This is a genomic window from Rothia sp. 88186D007BW, from assembly GCF_053544215.1.
Genome location: NZ_JBPPTR010000001.1, coordinates 63,160 through 80,210, shown reverse-complemented (window position 1 = coordinate 80,210; position 17,051 = coordinate 63,160). Strand labels below are relative to the sequence as shown.

Genomic DNA, 17,051 nt, shown 5'->3' with positions numbered 1-17,051 from the left:
ACTACGTTATAGGTCCGCACCGAATTACGGTGAGGAAACCATAACGAGGAAGGGCTCAGCCCACCATGACTATGACAGATCCTGTCGCAGATATGCTGACCCGTTTGCGCAACGCAAACTCAGCACATCACGACACCGTGTCAATGCCTTACTCCAAGCTCAAGGCTCGCATTGCCGAAATCCTCAAGGCTGAAGGCTACATCGCTGACTTCAAGGAAGAGGAAGCAAAGGTCGGTAAGACCCTCACCCTCGAACTGAAGTTCGGCCCCTCACGTGAGCGCTCCATCGTAGGCGTTCGCCGTATTTCCAAGCCGGGTCTGCGTGTTTACGCAAAGTCCACCAACCTGCCCCAGGTACACGGTGGCCTCGGCATCGCAATCCTGTCAACCTCTTCAGGTCTGCTCACTGACAAGCAGGCTGCGAAGAAGGGTGTTGGCGGCGAAGTCGTCGCTTACATCTGGTAGTCGGTAGAAGAGAAAGGAAGAAGAATGTCACGTATTGGACGTCTCCCCATCTCGGTTCCTGCCGGCGTTGAGGTAAAGATTGACGGCAACGTAGTTGCTGTTAAGGGTGCAAAGGGCGAGCTGACCCACGAGGTTGCTGCTCCCATCACTGTTGCACTTGAAGACGGTGTTGTCACCGTATCCCGCCCGAACGATGAGCGTACATCACGTTCACTGCACGGCCTGACCCGCACCCTGATTCAGAACATGATCATCGGTGTTACCGAGGGCTACTCCAAGAAGCTCGAAATCGTTGGTACCGGTTACCGTGTAACCGCTAAGGGCTCCAACCTCGAGTTCGCACTTGGCTACTCACACCCCATCACCATCGAGGCACCTGAGGGTATCACCTTCGCTGTTGAGGGCGCTAACAAGCTGACCGTTTCCGGTACCAGCAAGCAGCAGGTAGGCCAGGTAGCCGCTAACATCCGCGGTCTGCGCAAGCCCGATCCCTACAAGGGTAAGGGTGTTCGCTACGAAGGCGAGCAGATCCGTCGCAAGGTCGGAAAGGCTGGTAAGTAACCATGGCTGTAAAGACTAAGTCAGCACAGCGCGCACGCCGTCACGCACGCGTCCGCAAGTACGTTTCAGGCACCGCAGCACGCCCCCGCCTGTCCGTCACCCGCTCAGCTCGTCACATGTTCGTTCAGGTCATCGATGACACCAAGGGCCTGACCCTGGCATCAGCTTCCACCATGGAAGCAGACCTGCGCACCGCAGAGCTGGACAAGACCGCTAAGGCAAAGCGCGTCGGCGAACTCGTCGCTGAGCGTGCCAAGGCAGCAGGCATCGAAGCAGTTGTCTTCGACCGCGGTGGTAACAAGTACCACGGCCGTGTCGCAGCAGTTGCAGAAGGCGCACGCGAAGGAGGTCTGGCACTCTAATGAGCGAGCAGACTGTAAACGAAAAGGAAACTCAGGTGACTGAAGCAACCGCAGAAGCTACCGCTGAAACCTCCGAGAAGCGCGAAGCCCGCCGTAACGAGCGTGGCGAACGCCGCGGTAACCGCGGTGAACGCCGCAATAACCGCGGCCGCGACGAAGAGAAGGACAAGTTCATCGAGCGCGTTGTAACCATCAACCGCGTCTCCAAGGTCGTCAAGGGTGGTCGTCGCTTCAGCTTCACCGCACTGGTCGTTGTTGGTGACGGTAACGGTATGGTTGGCGTTGGCTACGGCAAGGCGAAGGAAGTTCCTGCAGCTATCTCAAAGGGTGTAGAAGAAGCAAAGAAGAACTTCTTCCGCGTACCCCGTGTTGAAGGCCGCACCATTCCTCACCGCGTTCAGGGTGAAGCAGCAGCAGGCGTAGTTATGCTCCGCCCCGCTACCGCTGGTACCGGTGTTATCGCTGGTGGTCCCGTTCGTGCCGTACTTGAGGCAGCAGGCATCCACGATGTTCTGTCCAAGTCCCTCGGTTCATCGAACCAGATCAACATTGTCCACGCGACCATCGAAGCACTGCGTCAGCTCGAAGAGCCCGTAGCAGTTGCTGCACGCCGTGGTCTTCCCCAGGACGAGGTTATCCCCGGCTTCTTGCGTGTCGCTCAGTCTGAAAAGGCAGGTGCGTAATGACCGGTAAGCGTATTCAGCCCAGCGATGCAAAGCTGGAAATCACCCAGATCAAGTCCTACGTCGGCGAGAAGCAGAACATGCGCGACACCCTCCGTTCCCTGGGCCTCAAGCGCCCCGGCAACAAGGTTGTTCGCACTGCTGACCCCGTCACCTGCGGCATGATCAACACCGTAGCTCACCTGGTTCAGGTTGAGGAGGTCAAGTAAAGATGGCAAACAACGACGCTATCAAGATTCACGATCTGCGCCCGGCTCCGGGTGCCCACAAGGCTAAGACCCGCGTAGGCCGCGGTGAAGGCTCAAAGGGTAAGACCGCAGGTCGCGGTACCAAGGGTACCAAGGCTCGTTACCAGGTTCGCGCCGGCTTCGAAGGTGGTCAGCTTCCGCTGCACATGCGCCTTCCCAAGCTGCGTGGCTTCAAGAACCCCTTCCGCACCGAGTACCAGGTTGTTAACCTGGACCGCATTGCGGAACTGTTCCCCGAGGGCGGCGACATCACCGTTGACGCTCTGGTAGCAGCTGGCGCAGTTCGCAAGAACGAACTGGTCAAGGTTCTCGGTACCGGCGAAATCTCAGCAGCCTACAACGTAACCGTTGACAAGGTTTCTGAGTCAGCTAAGGCTAAGATTGAGGCCGCTGGCGGTTCTGTAACCGTCAAGTAGCCCTAAGATGCACTGGGGCAACCCGGTTGTATCAAGCTATTGCGGGGTGCCCCGCTCACTTCGGTGGGCGGGGCACCTTTCTTTACGCTCTGAGGTTTGGTCTACACACGATTGAGTATTAAGCGATAGACTGGAAAACATTGTGTATTCGCCCCGCACACCTGCCAACGGTAGGGGAGACGGGGCAACTTAAATTCTGTCTCACAGGAGGACATGTGCTGACCGCTTTCGGACGGGCCTTCAAGACGCCCGACCTGCGTAATAAGCTGCTGTTCACCCTGGGTATTATCGTGATCTACCGTGTAGGCGTATTCATCCCCGCCCCCGGTGTCTCCTACGGAAACGTGCAGCAGTGCCTGTCGACCGCCACCGCAACAGGTGGTGTCTACGACATGATTAACCTCTTTAGCGGTGGCGCGCTGCTCCAGCTGTCGATTTTTGCCCTGGGCGTTATGCCGTACATTACCGCGAGCATTATTGTTCAGCTGCTTCGCGTGGTCATTCCCCGCTTCCAGCAGCTCCACGAGGAAGGTGCCCAAGGCCAGACCAAGCTGACCCAATACACCCGTTACCTCACCATTCTGCTTGCCTTACTGAACGCCACTACCATTGTGTCCCTGGCACGCTCTGGAATGCTTCTACAGGGCTGCATGCTGCCGATTATCCCCGATGACGGTATCTGGAATATCTTGCTGATTATCACCGCCCTAACCGCCGGAACCGGTGTAGTCATGTGGCTAGGTGAACAGATTACCGAAAAGGGCGTAGGCAATGGCATGTCCCTGCTGATTTTCACCTCAATTGCGGCCTCTTTCCCCTCTGCTTTCGGTTCCATTCTGCAGACCCAAGGCTGGGGTATCTTCTCCGCAGTCCTAGCAGTTGGCCTGCTGGTTATCGTAGCGGTGGTCTTCGTTGAACAATCTCAGCGTCGTATCCCTGTACAGTATGCCAAGCGCATGATTGGGCGTCGTACCATTGGAGGTACCACCACCTATATTCCTCTAAAGGTTAATATGGCCGGTGTTATCCCCATCATCTTCGCCTCATCTATGCTGATGGTGCCCGGCCTTATCGCCCAATTCAACACCCCATCAGACGGTTCTGCACCGCCGGAATGGGTCAACTGGATTAGCACTTACCTTGTTATGGGCGACCACCCCCTCTACATGACCCTTTACTTCCTGCTGATTTTGGGATTTGCCTACTTCTACGTCTCCATCACCTTCAATACCGAAGAAGTTGCAGGCAACATGAAGAAGTACGGCGGTTTTATCCCTGGAATCCGTGCAGGACGCCCCACCCAGGAATACCTGAGCTATGTGCTCAACCGTATTACCCTGCCTGGCGCCATCTATGTAGCCCTACTAGCCCTTCTACCGCTGGTAGCCTTCGTCCTCTTTGGCGCTAACCAGAATTTCCCGCTCGGCGGTGCCTCACTGCTGATCGTTATCGGCGTTGGTCTTGACACCGTCAAGCAAATCGATGCCCAGCTCCAACAACGCAACTACGAAGGACTACTGCGATGAACCGTCTGCTCATCATTGGCCCTCCCGGTGCCGGCAAAGGCACCCAGGCCGTCAAAATCGCTGAAAAGCTCAACATTCCCGCTATCTCCACCGGCGATATCTTCCGCAAGAACATCAAGGAAGAAACCGAGCTGGGCAAAGAAGCTAAGAGCTACATCGACTCAGGCAACCTCGTACCCGACTCCGTCACCAATCGCATGGTACGCGCCCGCCTAGCTGAAGCTGATACCGCTAACGGCTTCCTGCTCGATGGCTACCCCCGCAACACCGCCCAGGTAGGCGAACTCGATACCATCCTGGCAGACATGGGTCAGAAGATCAGCCAGGTCCTGCTCCTGGTTGCTGATAACGACGAACTGGTTGAGCGTCTACTAGGCCGAGCAGCTAAGGAAGGCCGCTCAGACGACAACGAAGAGGTCATCCGCCACCGCCTTAAGGTCTACGAGGAAGAAACCGCTCCTCTTGTAGCTATCTACACCGAGCGCGGCCTCGTCACCGAAATCAACGGTCTAGGTGAAATCGACGAAGTCACCACCCGTATTATGGATGCACTCAAGTAAGCCTCCACCCCACCTGTGCCCCCGGTCATTGCGGGGGCACAGGCTTTTAAAGCACACTGGTGTAGTTTGGCTCCGCCAAGTCAACTACACGAACCTAGCCCAGGAAAGACCACTATGCGCCGCATCGAATACAAAACAGACCGCCAACTTGCTGAAATGGCCCGTGCCGGTGTCATCACTTCCCGCGCCCTCGAAGCAGCAGTAGCCGCTGCTGCCCCCGGCGTCACCACCGCCGAACTCGATACGGTCTTCCGCGGCGTCCTTGCTGAACACAATGCCGGCTCTAACTTCCTGGGCTACTACGACTACCCCGCCACCGTCTGTACCTCTGTCAATGATGTTGTTGTCCACGGTATCCCCGGTGACCTCACCCTGGCTGAAGGCGACATGGTCTCTATCGACGGCGGGGCCACTGTACAAGATGCTCGAGGAACCACCTGGCACGGTGATTCTGCCCGCACCGCCCTGATCGGCCAGGTCTCTGATACCCGACGCGAGCTCTCTGAAATAACCTACGCTGCCCTCTGGCACGGGATTGCAGCACTAGCAACTGCCAAAAAAGTCGGTGAAATCGGCTTTGCCATCGAAAACTTCGTGCGCCAGGAAACCGGCGACACCTACGGCATCATTGAAGACTTCGTAGGCCACGGCATCGGCACCTCTATGCACATGGCTCCTGACGTGCTCAACTATGCTGCCCGAGACCTGGGCCCCCGCGTCAAAAAAGGAATGGCTCTGGCCATTGAGCCCATGCTGGTAACCGGCTCCATTGAAACCGTCACCCTTGAGGATGAGTGGACCATCAAAACCGTTGATGGGGGAGACGCCTGCCAGTGGGAGCACTCCGTAGCAGTCCACTCTGAAGGTATTTGGGTTCTCACCGCAGAGGACGGCGGCGCCTCCGAACTCTCCAAGCTCGGCGTCACCGTCAAACCCATTCCTGCCTAAGTTCGCGCCCCTTCACCAATCGCCTCCGCCCCCGCATCGCATCGAAAGCAAGAGCCATGACCGAAACCACCAGCGTCCCCCTAGAAATATCCACTGCCAGACCCGAACCTGGGCAAATCATCCTCAAAGCCCCCCGCCGCGGCAAACCCCCGTGCCACATTGCAGACTTCGATATGGCTGGGCGCCGTGCCTTCCTTGAAGAACTTGGCTACAAACCCTTCCGTGCAGCCCAGCTTTCCAAGCACTACTTTGAACGTCTGGTTAATGACCCTGAGGCAATGACCGACCTGCCGGCAGCAGAACGCTCCCAGATGGTTGCCGATGCAATGCCCCAGCTGCTCACTACCGTCCGCACCATCGAAGCTGACGGAGGTGACACTCTCAAAGTTGTCCACCGCCTCTTTGACGGTGCCCTGGTTGAGTCCGTGATCATGCGTTATGAGAACCGTGTGACCATGTGCATCTCATCCCAGGCAGGCTGCGGTATGAACTGCCCCTTCTGCGCCACCGGTCAGCAGGGCCTTACCCGTAACCTCTCCACCGCAGAAATTGTCGAACAGGTCATCGCCGGTGCCCGCTACCTCAAAGAAATGAAAGGGCTAGAACAGGCCGAGGGTGGGGCTGAAGATACCCGCCCCCTACGCGTCTCTAACATCGTATTTATGGGTATGGGTGAAGCCCTGGCCAACTATAAAGCCACCATGGGCGCCGTGCACCGCCTCATTGACCCCGCCCCAGAAGGGCTGGGAATTTCAGCGCGTGGCATTACCATGTCAACTGTTGGCCTGGTTCCCGGTATTCGTAAGTTTGAGATGGAAAAGCTTCCCATCACCCTCGCCCTTTCTCTCCATGCCCCCGATGATGAGCTGCGCGATGAACTGATCCCCATCAATCAGCGGTGGAAGGTCGATGAGACTCTTGACGCCGCCTACGACTACTACCGCACCACCGGCCGCCGTATCTCCATCGAATATGCCCTTATTCGCGATATCAATGATCAAGGCTGGCGCGCTGATTTGCTGGGCAAAAAACTAGCTTCACGCGGACGCGGCTGGGTGCACGTTAACCCCATCCCCCTGAACCCCACCCCTGGCTCTAAATGGACGGCCTCCCGTAAGGGCGTTGAACAAAACTTTGTTGAGCGTCTGCGTGCCCATGGCATCCCCACCACTGTGCGCGATACCCGCGGAAGTGATATCGACGGTGCCTGCGGTCAGCTAGCTGCCAAGGAAGACTAAAGGAAATACGCAGAACAGGATGTTAATGTGAAGCTCGCTATGTTTTGCGAAAACCATTAACATTCCAGGGCTTTTGCCGTATATTTGTTTGTTGGTTGTCTGTGCCATGCGTTTTGAGCGCAAGCGGAGCGGTACCCGGCCCCGGGAGAACGCTTCGAATACAGGAAACACTACCAAGAGCCCCCAAGAACCCCTTGGGTGCACGAAAGTAAAGCGGAGGATATGGCCAAGAAAGACGGCGTCATCGAGATTGAAGGTACCGTGGTCGAAGCACTGCCCAACGCATCATTCCGCGTTGAGCTAGACAACGGACACAAAGTACTTGCACACATCTCAGGCAAGATGCGTCAGCACTACATTCGAATCCTGCCTGAGGACCGAGTAATAGTCGAGCTCAGCCCCTACGACCTCTCACGTGGTCGTATCGTCTACCGCTACAAGTAAACACGAGCACCAAACGTCGCTAAGCTAAGCGGCGTTTACGCCGTGTAAAAGGGGTAAACAGTTCTCCCACCGGCACCGCCGGACACAGAACCTCTTACCCCGCCCGTCCAAAGCATTAGCTGAAACATCAACGCAAAGGAATGCGATGAAGGTCAAGCCGAGCGTTAAGCCGATCTGCGACAAGTGCAAAGTGATCCGCCGTCACGGTGTGGTCATGGTGATCTGCGAAAACCCGCGCCACAAGCAGCGCCAGGGCTAAACACGTAGCCCCAACGCTGAGAAGACCACCTCATAAGGTGGCACAACAGAAAATGGCACCGCTCCTGCCCTAGAGGCAGGATACCTCCGGGCACAGAGGCCGGGGACCGGGACAACCGGGCAGTGATGTCACAGACCTCTGCGAAAACAAGGAGAACGCCCCATGGCACGTCTCGCTGGAGTCGATATTCCCCGCGAAAAGCGCGTGGAAATTGCTCTTACTTACATCTACGGCGTGGGCAAGACCCGTGCAAAAGAAGCGCTTGCTGCAACCGGTGTTGACCCCAACACCCGCGTCAAGGACCTTGACGACACCCAGCTCGTAGCACTTCGTGACTTCATCGAAGGCAACTACAAGGTTGAAGGTGACCTTCGCCGCGAGGTTGCTGCCGATATCCGCCGCAAGGTAGAAATCGGTAGTTACCAGGGTCTGCGTCACCGCCGTGGCCTTCCCGTACACGGCCAGCGCACCAAGACCAACGCACGTACCCGCAAGGGCCCGAAGCGTACCGTCGCAGGTAAGAAGAAGTAAACAGTGTTGCCTCAGTCTTGCACATCGCGTAAGACCAACACTTCAACCAAAACTTTGTAGGAGAATCAAAAATGCCTCCCAAGACTCGCGCAGCGGCCAAGCGTACCGGCCGCCGCAAGGTTTCCAAGAACATTGTTGCCGGTCAGGCACACATCAAGTCAACCTTCAACAACACCATCGTTTCAATCACTGATCCCTCTGGTGCTGTTATTTCCTGGTCATCCGCCGGTGAAATGGGCTTCAAGGGTTCACGTAAGTCAACCCCCTACGCTGCTCAGATGGCTGCTGAGACCGCTGCAAAGCGCGCTCAGGAACACGGTGTCCGCAAGGTAGACGTTTTCGTCAAGGGCCCCGGCCCCGGTCGCGAAACCGCTATCCGCTCACTCCAGGCTACCGGCCTCGAAGTTGGCTCCATCCAGGACGTCACCCCCGTTGCCCACAACGGTTGCCGTCCCCCGAAGCGCCGCCACGTCTAAGCCCTCACCGGCCAGACGCGTCCCGAACATCGGGCGACCGACAACCTACCGGTTGCAGGTCAATGAACAGACTGCTTCGTCTGCTTCCTCACTCGTTTTTCCCAACCTGTGAGCTCATATAGCGGATGCTCACCGAAAGGAAACAAAGTGCTCATTGCACAGCGCCCCCTCCTGCGTGAAGAACACGTATCGGAAAACCGTTCACGCTTCACCATCGAGCCCCTCGAACCCGGCTTCGGCTACACCCTGGGTAACTCCCTCCGCCGCACTCTTCTCTCATCCATCCCCGGTGCCGCTGTAACCAGCATCCGCATCGACGGTGTGCTGCACGAATTCAGCACTGTAGAAGGTGTGACTGAGGACGTCACCGAGATCATCTTGAACATCAAGAAGCTCTCCATCTCATCAGAGAACGACGAACCCGTCATCGCTTACCTGCGCAAGCAGGGCGAAGGTGAACTCACCGCAGGCGACATCGAGGTGCCCGCAGGCGTCGAGATCCACAACCCGGATCTCCACATTGCAACCCTCAACAACCGCGCAAACTTCAACGCAGAACTGACCATCGAACGCGGCCGCGGCTACGTCTCGGCAGCACAGAACAAGTCAGGTGACGCAGAAATCGGCCGTATCCCGGTTGACTCTATCTACTCACCCGTTCTCAAGGTCACCTTCCGCGTCAGCGCAACCCGTGTTGAGCAGCGCACCGACTTCGACTCCCTTACCCTGGACGTCGAAACCAAGGAAGCAATCGCTCCCCGCGACGCAGTCGCATCAGCAGGTAACACCCTTGTTGAGCTCTTCGGCCTAGCCCGCGAACTCAACACCGCCGCTGAAGGTATCGAAGTTGGCCCGTCACCCGCTGATGAGTCAATGGCCGCAGACCTCGCTCTGCCTATCGAAGACCTGGACATGACCGTCCGCTCTTACAACTGCCTCAAGCGCGAAGGCATCCACACCGTGGGTGAACTCGTGACCCGCAGCGAAGCAGACCTCATGGACATCCGTAACTTCGGTGCCAAGTCCATCGACGAAGTCAAGGCCAAGCTCACCGAGCTCGGTCTGTCCCTCAAGGACTCACCCGCCGGAATGGACCTTTCAGCCCGCCTGCAGGACGACGACAACTACGGCAGCGACTACTAAGACACCGGCAGTCAACGCTTCAGAGCGTTACACCAGTCAAACATCTTTGGTTCCCCTGCCGTGAGGCAGTAAGGAACGGCAAACCAGGAGAATAAATTATGCCTACTCCCACTAAGGGTCCCCGCCTCGGCGGATCACCGACCCACGAGCGCATCATGCTGAACAACCTGTCTCAGCAGCTCTTCGAGCACAAGCGCATCACCACCACCGTTACCAAGGCAAAGCGTCTGCGTCCCGTCGCTGAGCGTCTGATCACCTTCGCAAAGAAGGGCGACCTCAACGCACGCCGCCGCGTCCTGCGCTCCATCGGTAACAAGACCGTAGTTCACGAGCTCTTCACCGTCATTGCTCCCGCAATGGCAGAGCGCCCCGGTGGCTACACCCGCATCACCAAGATCGGTAACCGTAAGGGCGACAACGCTCCTATGGCAGTTATCGAACTGGTCATGGAACCCGTTGCAACTGCAGCAGCCGTTTCAGAAGCTACCAAGGTAGCCGAAACCGCAGCTCCCGCAGCAGAAGAGACCAAGGCAGCAGCACCCGCAGCCGCTAAGTCCTCAGACCTGCCCGCAGGCGCACACGCAGCAACCGAGAACGGTGAAGCTCCCGAGGGCTTTGCTATCAAGGGCAACGCTGGCTCTATGAAGTACCACGTACCCGGCTCACGCTGGTACGCAAACACCCAGGCTGAAATCTGGTTCGACACCAAGGAATCAGCAGAAGCCGCAGGTTACGCACCTGCCGGTGGTGCAGCAGCACAGACCATCTCCGAAGACTAATTTCTAGTTACCGGTAGATAGAAGGCGGCTCTTTCCCCTCATAGGGAAGAGCCGCCTTCCTGTCTTAAAGAGAGTAAAGTTGACTGAGCCTGTACCAGCCACCTGCTGAGGAGAGCCGTGATTGAAAACCCTGAGCCGCTCTATGAGCCGCGCGTGCGCGTCCGCCTTGATTTCGCCTACGACGGCGGCCCCTTTGCCGGCTGGGCAAAACAACCTGGCCTTATCACCGTTCAAGGCGTCCTAGAAGAGGCCCTGACCCTTATTTTCCGCCGCCCTGTCTTCACCACGGTGGCCGGGCGTACCGATGCAGGAGTTCACGCCCTGCACCAGGTAGTGCATTTTGATCTTTCCAAGGACGCTTGGGAGCGGCTACCTGGGCGAAGCCAAGACGCACCGGCAACAGCACTGCGCCGCAAACTAAGAGGGGCACTCAGCCGGGCCCTGGCAGATGCTGAAACAACTCTGGGCCTTCCTACCCGTTTGCAGGGGTATCTGCAAAGAGCTATTACGGTCAGCTCGTGCCAGGAAGTGTCCGACGAATTTGATGCTCGTTTCTCAGCCCTGGAACGCTCCTACCGTTATCTGCTAGAAGATGGGCAAGAGGAACACGGTAGTAATCCGCTCAACCGGCAGATTGCCTGGCAGATTAACCCGGCGCTCAATCTTGACACAATGAATCATGCCGCTCAGCACCTACTGGGCTTGAACGATTTCCTTTCCTTCTGTAAACCTCGTGAAGGTTCCACCACTATTCGTGAACTACGAGAACTCAGCTTTGCTCGGCGCGAGGACGGTTTGATTGAAGCAACCATCAGGGCAGACGCTTTTTGCCACAACATGGTGCGCACCCTCATTGCCTCACTGGTCATGGTGGGGGAGGGGAAGAAAGATCTTGCCTGGCTGATCTCTCGCATCACAGAACCGGTGCGTGATTCTCAAGTGCGCCTAGCTGCCCCGCGTGGTTTGGCCCTGGCCTCTATCACCTACCCTGAGGCGTCCGGATACGCGGCTCAAAGTGCTAAAGCGCGAAACCTCCGAACCCTCTAAATCACAAGCCTGTCATTTAAAACGTGAGGTCGGTCAAAGCCCCTGTATTTAAAGCGGAGAAACCTGGATTAAGAGACTTAAAGTCTGTATAGTTTCATACGTTGTGCGTGTACCGCCCTCATGTCGTACCCTGTTCTTCGGTCTAGTTGCAGGACAATAACGGGGAACAAGAGGTCTGAGGGAATCGGTAGCACAGATGCGTTTGGCCCTCACCCAAACCCTGTGACAACGCACCTATGTAATCCAGCGCGACACCCAACTAGCGCTACACGAAACGAGAAAAGGCGAAATTTTGCGCACTTACACTCCGAAGTCAGGCGACAACAACCGCCAGTGGCACATCATCGATGCCTCTGATGTTGTTCTCGGCCGTCTCGCAAGCCAGACCGCAATCCTGCTGCGCGGCAAGCACAAGCCCACCTTCGCACCCCACGTTGACATGGGTGACTCCGTCATCATCATCAACGCTGAAAAGGTTGCACTGACCGGTGCCAAGCTTGAACAGAAGCGTGCCTACCGCCACTCCGGTTACCCCGGTGGTCTGAAGTCAGTTAACTACGCCGAACTGTTGGAAACCAACCCCGTTCGCGCCGTAGAAAAGGCTGTCAAGGGCATGCTTCCCAAGAACAAGCTGGCTGCACAGCAGCTCAAGAACCTCAAGGTCTACGCAGGTTCTGAGCACCCCCACGCAGCTCAGCAGCCCAAGACCTACGAATTCACCCAGGTTGCCCAGTAATTCGGGCCTACGAAAGAACTATTAAAGGAGACATCGTGGCTCAGAACGAAGAGTACACCACCGAAGAAGAGCTCACCAGCTACACTTCCGAGTCCTCAGCACCCGTTGCTGAAAAGGCTGCCCGCCCCGCGCTGACCGTTGGTGGTCAGGCTGTTGGTCGTCGCAAGGAAGCCGTTGCCCGCGTCCGCCTGGTACCCGGTACCGGCAAGTGGACCGTTAACGGTCGCGAGCTCGACAACTACTTCCCCAACAAGCTGCACCAGCAGGAAGTAAACGACCCCTTCAAGCTGCTTGAACTCGAAGGCGCCTACGACGTCTTTGCACGTATCTCAGGTGGTGGCCCCTCCGGCCAGGCAGGCGCACTGCGTCTTGGCGTTGCTCGTGCCCTGAACGAGATTGACGCTGAGAACAACCGCCCCGCCCTGAAGAAGGCAGGCTTCCTGACCCGCGACGCTCGTGTTATCGAGCGTAAGAAGGCTGGTCTTAAGAAGGCACGCAAGGCTTCACAGTTCTCAAAGCGTTAAGCTACGATTACTGGGCCTACTGCTCAGCTTTATTGTCAAACGCCCCATTTCTCTCAGAAGAAATGGGGCGTTTGCCGTACTGGGCTTAGGGTCAAATGATGTGTAACAGTGGAGCTTATAACTCTCATATACCTAGGATGAGTATAGAACTAACACACAAAAGAAAGGGAGCCCATGGCCTCTTCAAACACCACTGGCACGTCAAGCTCCGCTCCGGTCACCAGCAAGGACGCCACTGCTGAGGCAGAAACTCCCAGCAAGGAAACTGTAGAACAACCCCCCTTGCAGCAGGCCAAGGACCCTAAAAAAGAAGCCGTCAAAGCTGCCCTGACCAAGGAAACCCGCCGCGTATCAGTAGTAGAAGACTACAGTGCAGAACTCGACGAAATCTCCTCCCTAACCAAGAAACTTAGCGGCGGGGGAGAGAAATCGGATGCCTGGAAGGCCGGCTACCCCTACGATAAGAAACTCTCCCGCAAGGAGTACGAGAAAGAGAAGCGGGCCCTGCAGATTGAGCTGCTCAAATTACAGCTCTGGGTCAAAGAAACAGGACAGAAAGTACTGGTCATTTTTGAGGGGCGTGACGCAGCCGGTAAAGGTGGCGCTATCAAACGCTTTATGGAACACTTGAACCCCCGCGGTGCCCGCGTCGTCGCCTTGGAAAAGCCCACCGATATAGAACAAACCCAGTGGTACTTCCAGCGCTACATCAAGCACCTGCCCTCTGGCGGAGAAATCGTGCTCATGGACCGCTCCTGGTACAACCGCGCCGGTGTCGAACGCGTCATGGGCTACTGCACCTCCCAACAGTACTACGAGTTCATGCGGGAAGTCCCTGACCTTGAGCGCATGCTGGTCAACTCCGGCATCAAACTCATCAAGTTCTGGTTCTCCGTCACCCGCGCAGAGCAACTGGCCCGTTTCAACTCCCGCCGCACCGACCCCGTCCGCCAATGGAAACTCTCACCCACCGACCTAGCCTCCCTCGATAAGTGGGACGATTACACCGCCGCCAAAGAAGCCATGTTCTTCTACACCGACACAGGGGACGCCCCATGGACAGTGGTGAAATCCAACGACAAGAAGCGTGCCCGCCTTGAGGCCATGCGCCACGTACTCAACCAGTTTGATTACCCCGATAAAGACCACGCCCTGGTAGGCTCTACCGATCCGCTGATCGTGGGCAAAGGCGCTGACGTCCTAGAAGACGATGTGCCCGAAAACCCTGAGGGTTTCCCCATTCTGCGTGAAGAAAAAGAGAACTGAGGGCGTAGAATAATCAGTGATGTCTAGATTATTCGGAACCGACGGTGTTCGCGGCCTCGCTAACGAAGTGATTACTCCTGCTCTTGCTATGGAGCTTGCTCAGGCTGCGTCCATCGTCCTCGGGTTCAATACGGTTAAAGAAGGTACCCGCCCCAAGGCTGTTATCGCCCACGACTCTCGTATCTCTGGCGGGTTTATTCGTGCAGCGATGACCGCAGGTTTTGCAGCATCAGGCGTGGACGTACTCGATGCGGGCATGGTGCCTACCCCCGCGGCGGCCTACCTGGTGGCCAGCACAGATGCTGATTTTGGTGTCATGATTTCTGCTTCCCATAACGCGGCTGAGGACAACGGAATTAAGTTCCTGGCTCGGGGCGGTAAGAAACTGGATGATGCAATTGAGGACGCCATTGAAGCCCTCTACCGCTCCAAAGACTTCCGTTACCCCACCCACGGTCAGGTAGGGTGCGTCCGTCCCCTGAGCGATGGTGAAGACCACTACGTCACCCACCTGGTATCAACTATGCCTGAACACCGTCACCTGCGCGGCCTTAAAGTCGTGTTGGACTGCGCGAACGGTGCCTCTTCGGGTGTTTCTCCTGACGCCTTCCGTGCCCTGGGCGCTAAGGTTGTCGCTATCGGGGCAGACCCCAACGGCACCAATATCAATGATGGGGTAGGTTCGACCCACCCTGAGAAGCTCCAAGAAGCAGTGATTCAGCACAGCGCCGATTTGGGTATCGCCCACGATGGTGATGCTGACCGTTGCATGGCTGTTGATGAGCAAGGCAACCTGGTAGACGGTGACCAGATTATGTCGATTCTGGCTGTCTCAATGAAAGAATCTGGCACCCTTAAAGATGACACCCTGGTCGCTACCGTCATGTCATCGCTGGGTCTAGAGATTTTCTTGAAGGAAAACGGTATTAAGCTGGAGCGCACTGCTGTGGGCGACCGCTATGTGCTGGAGTCCATGAACAAGAATGGCTTCAACCTGGGCGGTGAGCAGTCCGGCCACGTGATTATGTCAGATCACGCTACCACCGGCGATGGTGTGCTCACTGGCCTGCACCTGGCTGCTGAGGTGGCCCGTACTGGTCTGCCCCTTTCTGAGCTGGCTAATCGTATGCAGGCAACCCCGCAGAAGCTTATTAACGTTAAGGGCGTTGACCGCTCTGGTGTAGCTGGTTGCCAGCCTTTGCAAGAAGCTATTAAGGATGCTGAAGCCCAGCTGGGTGAGACCGGGCGAGTCCTGCTGCGCCCCTCCGGTACTGAGCCGCTGGTGCGTGTCATGGTTGAAGCTCAAACTCAAGAGGTAGCCGATGAAACCGCTCAGAAACTAGCTGATGTGGTTGCTCGCGAACTAGCTATCTAAAGTACCTCCCCTGGCTCCTATCGGACTCCATTCTCCCTTTGCTGGGGGAGTGGGGCCCGGTTTTATATAGGAAAAATCTTTGCACAAAGGCCCCGGTAGATATCTACCGGGGCCTTGCTTGTTGTAAATGGCTAGAGAATTACTTGACGGTCAGGGCGTCGCGGATTTCCTTCAGCAGAGCAACCTGGGGGTCCTCTTCCTCAACCTCAGGCTCGAGGTCAAGCTTGGCTGCGCGACGCTCGTTGAGCTTGTTCAGGGGCATGACGATGCAGAAGTAGAGGGCTGCTGCAACCAGAAGGAAGTTAACGACGGCAGTTAGGAAGACACCGACTTTGATGTCCCCAAAAGCCAGCCAGTTATCAAAGTTAGGTTCGTTGAATACCATTGCGATGGCAGGCATCAGAACGGAGTTAACCAGGGCGTTGACAACGGCGGTGAAGGCGGTACCAATAATCAGACCGACTGCCAGGTCGATGACGTTACCGCGGGTGATGAAATCTTTAAAACCACTAAGCATGAGTTCAAGAATAGCGGTTTCTTTCGGGGGTACAAACCCATCTGCCCTAAAATTTTCGTTGTAAACTAGTGGGTTTACTCACAGGTGGGGCTATTCTATAAAATCATGCTCATAAGGTGCAGATCTCTCACCGTTACCTACTAGTGAGAACCTCTTTCCTAGTAGGTTGGTGCAGGCCCTGCGCCCCAGAAATCTTCTAAGGTTTCAGAGCTAGATGCTTTGAAAGCCGCTGCCTCTTCCTCACCGATATAGCGCAGATGCCACGATTCATACCAATAGCCTGTGGTCTCGTGCTGCCACCAGGGGTAGCGCACCACAAAACCGTAGCGGTGGGCATTTTCAGCCACCCAGAGGGCAGCGGCAGTGTCCTTAAAACAGGGCTGCACATCGCAGTTACCACCGGTGCCAATATCAAGAGCAAGCCCCGTCTGATGTTCCGAATAGCCGGGGCGGGCTGAGGCCACATCGGCTTGATCTGGGCCATACTGAGCGACCCAGCTAGCATAAGTTCTCTCTTGGTCCTCATAAGATCGGTAGCCGCTCAGAGCCACCATAGGAACCCCTGCTGCAGAAGCATCCTCAAACATACGGTGTGCTGCTTCTGCAGCTTCGGCACGAAGCATCACAGCACCAAAAGGCTGAAGATTATCAGGGACGTAAGTCAGCGGAGAAAGAGGGTTCTGCTTATTAACGAGAACCGTGAGTGAAGACGCAGACTCAATATCGGCAGGGCGGTGTGTGCTCTGTTGAGGCGGCGTAGAAGGGGAGGTAGCTGAGTCTGTAGAAACTAATCCACCCGGTGTAGCTTGCGAGCTAGAAATAGCTAGGGCGTTGGAAGATGAAGCGGTGACCTCCTGCGGTGCAGAAGGGGCCTGGCCGCAAGAAGTAGCAGTGAATGCTACAAGCGTCCCTGCAAGTACTAGCATGATAGAAGGAACTAAACGCATG

23 protein-coding genes are annotated in these 17,051 nt (G+C 56.4%); 21 read left to right on the top strand and 2 right to left on the bottom strand.

Annotation, left to right across the window (positions count from 1 at the left end):
• Positions 1-65 precede the first annotated feature (65 nt).
• From rpsH to glmM, 21 genes are all read left to right on the top strand, one after another.
• Positions 66-464, top strand: a complete 399-nt coding sequence (gene rpsH, locus ACEE09_RS00405; protein WP_135013745.1) for a 30S ribosomal protein S8 — start codon at positions 66-68, stop codon at positions 462-464.
• 24 nt (positions 465-488) lie between these two features.
• Complete coding sequence (gene rplF / locus ACEE09_RS00400) at positions 489-1,025, top strand: 50S ribosomal protein L6 (protein ID WP_449081071.1); 537 nt, start codon at positions 489-491, stop codon at positions 1,023-1,025.
• A 2-nt stretch (positions 1,026-1,027) separates the two neighbouring features.
• Entirely contained in the window at positions 1,028-1,387 is a 360-nt protein-coding gene (gene rplR, locus ACEE09_RS00395; protein WP_185174284.1) for a 50S ribosomal protein L18, read from the top strand.
• The gene (gene rpsE, locus ACEE09_RS00390; protein WP_449081068.1) at positions 1,387-2,070 is read left to right on the top strand and encodes a 30S ribosomal protein S5; all 684 of its coding nucleotides are present in this window, start codon (positions 1,387-1,389) and stop codon (positions 2,068-2,070) included. Before rplR ends, rpsE begins: the two co-directional genes overlap by 1 nt.
• Entirely contained in the window at positions 2,070-2,279 is a 210-nt protein-coding gene (gene rpmD, locus ACEE09_RS00385; protein WP_135013749.1) for a 50S ribosomal protein L30, read from the top strand. Before rpsE ends, rpmD begins: the two co-directional genes overlap by 1 nt.
• A 2-nt stretch (positions 2,280-2,281) precedes the next feature.
• Positions 2,282-2,734, top strand: a complete 453-nt coding sequence (gene rplO / locus ACEE09_RS00380) for a 50S ribosomal protein L15 (protein WP_135013750.1) — start codon at positions 2,282-2,284, stop codon at positions 2,732-2,734.
• Positions 2,735-2,949: 215 nt separating this feature from the next.
• A complete protein-coding gene (secY, locus tag ACEE09_RS00375; protein ID WP_449081066.1) occupies positions 2,950-4,260 on the top strand; it encodes a preprotein translocase subunit SecY in 1,311 nt (436 codons plus the stop codon).
• Positions 4,257-4,820, top strand: coding sequence for an adenylate kinase (locus ACEE09_RS00370; RefSeq protein ID WP_449081064.1), 564 nt, complete (start codon positions 4,257-4,259; stop codon positions 4,818-4,820). Before secY ends, ACEE09_RS00370 begins: the two co-directional genes overlap by 4 nt.
• 114 nt (positions 4,821-4,934) lie before the next feature.
• Positions 4,935-5,768, top strand: coding sequence for a type I methionyl aminopeptidase (gene map / locus ACEE09_RS00365; protein ID WP_449081063.1), 834 nt, complete (start codon positions 4,935-4,937; stop codon positions 5,766-5,768).
• A gap of 56 nt (positions 5,769-5,824) precedes the next feature.
• Positions 5,825-7,006 carry a 23S rRNA (adenine(2503)-C(2))-methyltransferase RlmN gene (gene rlmN, locus ACEE09_RS00360; RefSeq protein ID WP_449081061.1) on the top strand — a complete coding sequence of 394 codons (1,182 nt, stop codon included), beginning with the start codon at positions 5,825-5,827 and terminating at the stop codon, positions 7,004-7,006.
• Positions 7,007-7,228: 222 nt separating this feature from the next.
• The gene (infA, locus tag ACEE09_RS00355) at positions 7,229-7,450 is read left to right on the top strand and encodes a translation initiation factor IF-1 (protein WP_449081059.1); all 222 of its coding nucleotides are present in this window, start codon (positions 7,229-7,231) and stop codon (positions 7,448-7,450) included.
• A 145-nt stretch (positions 7,451-7,595) separates the two neighbouring features.
• On the top strand, positions 7,596-7,709 hold the full coding sequence (gene rpmJ, locus ACEE09_RS00350) for a 50S ribosomal protein L36 (RefSeq protein WP_004005257.1): 114 nt from the start codon (positions 7,596-7,598) through the stop codon (positions 7,707-7,709).
• A gap of 162 nt (positions 7,710-7,871) precedes the next feature.
• Positions 7,872-8,240 (top strand): 30S ribosomal protein S13, encoded by a 369-nt coding sequence (rpsM, locus tag ACEE09_RS00345; protein WP_083090738.1) that lies wholly within the window; start codon positions 7,872-7,874, stop codon positions 8,238-8,240.
• A gap of 71 nt (positions 8,241-8,311) precedes the next feature.
• A complete protein-coding gene (rpsK, locus tag ACEE09_RS00340) occupies positions 8,312-8,716 on the top strand; it encodes a 30S ribosomal protein S11 (RefSeq protein WP_083090739.1) in 405 nt (134 codons plus the stop codon).
• Between the two features lie 147 nt (positions 8,717-8,863).
• Complete coding sequence (locus ACEE09_RS00335; RefSeq protein WP_449081057.1) at positions 8,864-9,859, top strand: DNA-directed RNA polymerase subunit alpha; 996 nt, start codon at positions 8,864-8,866, stop codon at positions 9,857-9,859.
• Between the two features lie 98 nt (positions 9,860-9,957).
• A complete protein-coding gene (rplQ, locus tag ACEE09_RS00330; RefSeq protein WP_449081056.1) occupies positions 9,958-10,638 on the top strand; it encodes a 50S ribosomal protein L17, sunset domain variant in 681 nt (226 codons plus the stop codon).
• Between the two features lie 117 nt (positions 10,639-10,755).
• Entirely contained in the window at positions 10,756-11,685 is a 930-nt protein-coding gene (truA, locus tag ACEE09_RS00325; protein ID WP_449081055.1) for a tRNA pseudouridine(38-40) synthase TruA, read from the top strand.
• Positions 11,686-11,977: 292 nt separating this feature from the next.
• Positions 11,978-12,421 carry a 50S ribosomal protein L13 gene (gene rplM / locus ACEE09_RS00320; protein ID WP_135013063.1) on the top strand — a complete coding sequence of 148 codons (444 nt, stop codon included), beginning with the start codon at positions 11,978-11,980 and terminating at the stop codon, positions 12,419-12,421.
• A gap of 35 nt (positions 12,422-12,456) precedes the next feature.
• Entirely contained in the window at positions 12,457-12,945 is a 489-nt protein-coding gene (gene rpsI / locus ACEE09_RS00315; protein ID WP_135013062.1) for a 30S ribosomal protein S9, read from the top strand.
• A gap of 174 nt (positions 12,946-13,119) precedes the next feature.
• The gene (gene ppk2, locus ACEE09_RS00310; RefSeq protein ID WP_449081054.1) at positions 13,120-14,211 is read left to right on the top strand and encodes a polyphosphate kinase 2; all 1,092 of its coding nucleotides are present in this window, start codon (positions 13,120-13,122) and stop codon (positions 14,209-14,211) included.
• Positions 14,212-14,230: 19 nt separating this feature from the next.
• Entirely contained in the window at positions 14,231-15,586 is a 1,356-nt protein-coding gene (gene glmM, locus ACEE09_RS00305) for a phosphoglucosamine mutase (protein ID WP_449081053.1), read from the top strand.
• Positions 15,587-15,725: 139 nt separating this feature from the next.
• Here glmM and mscL read toward each other — a convergent pair whose 3' ends face one another.
• Both mscL and ACEE09_RS00295 read right to left on the bottom strand, forming a co-directional pair.
• Positions 15,726-16,103, bottom strand: a complete 378-nt coding sequence (gene mscL, locus ACEE09_RS00300) for a large conductance mechanosensitive channel protein MscL (protein ID WP_449081052.1) — start codon at positions 16,101-16,103, stop codon at positions 15,726-15,728.
• A 158-nt stretch (positions 16,104-16,261) separates the two neighbouring features.
• Positions 16,262-17,050 (bottom strand): M15 family metallopeptidase, encoded by a 789-nt coding sequence (locus ACEE09_RS00295; protein ID WP_449081051.1) that lies wholly within the window; start codon positions 17,048-17,050, stop codon positions 16,262-16,264.
• Position 17,051: the final 1 nt, after the last annotated feature.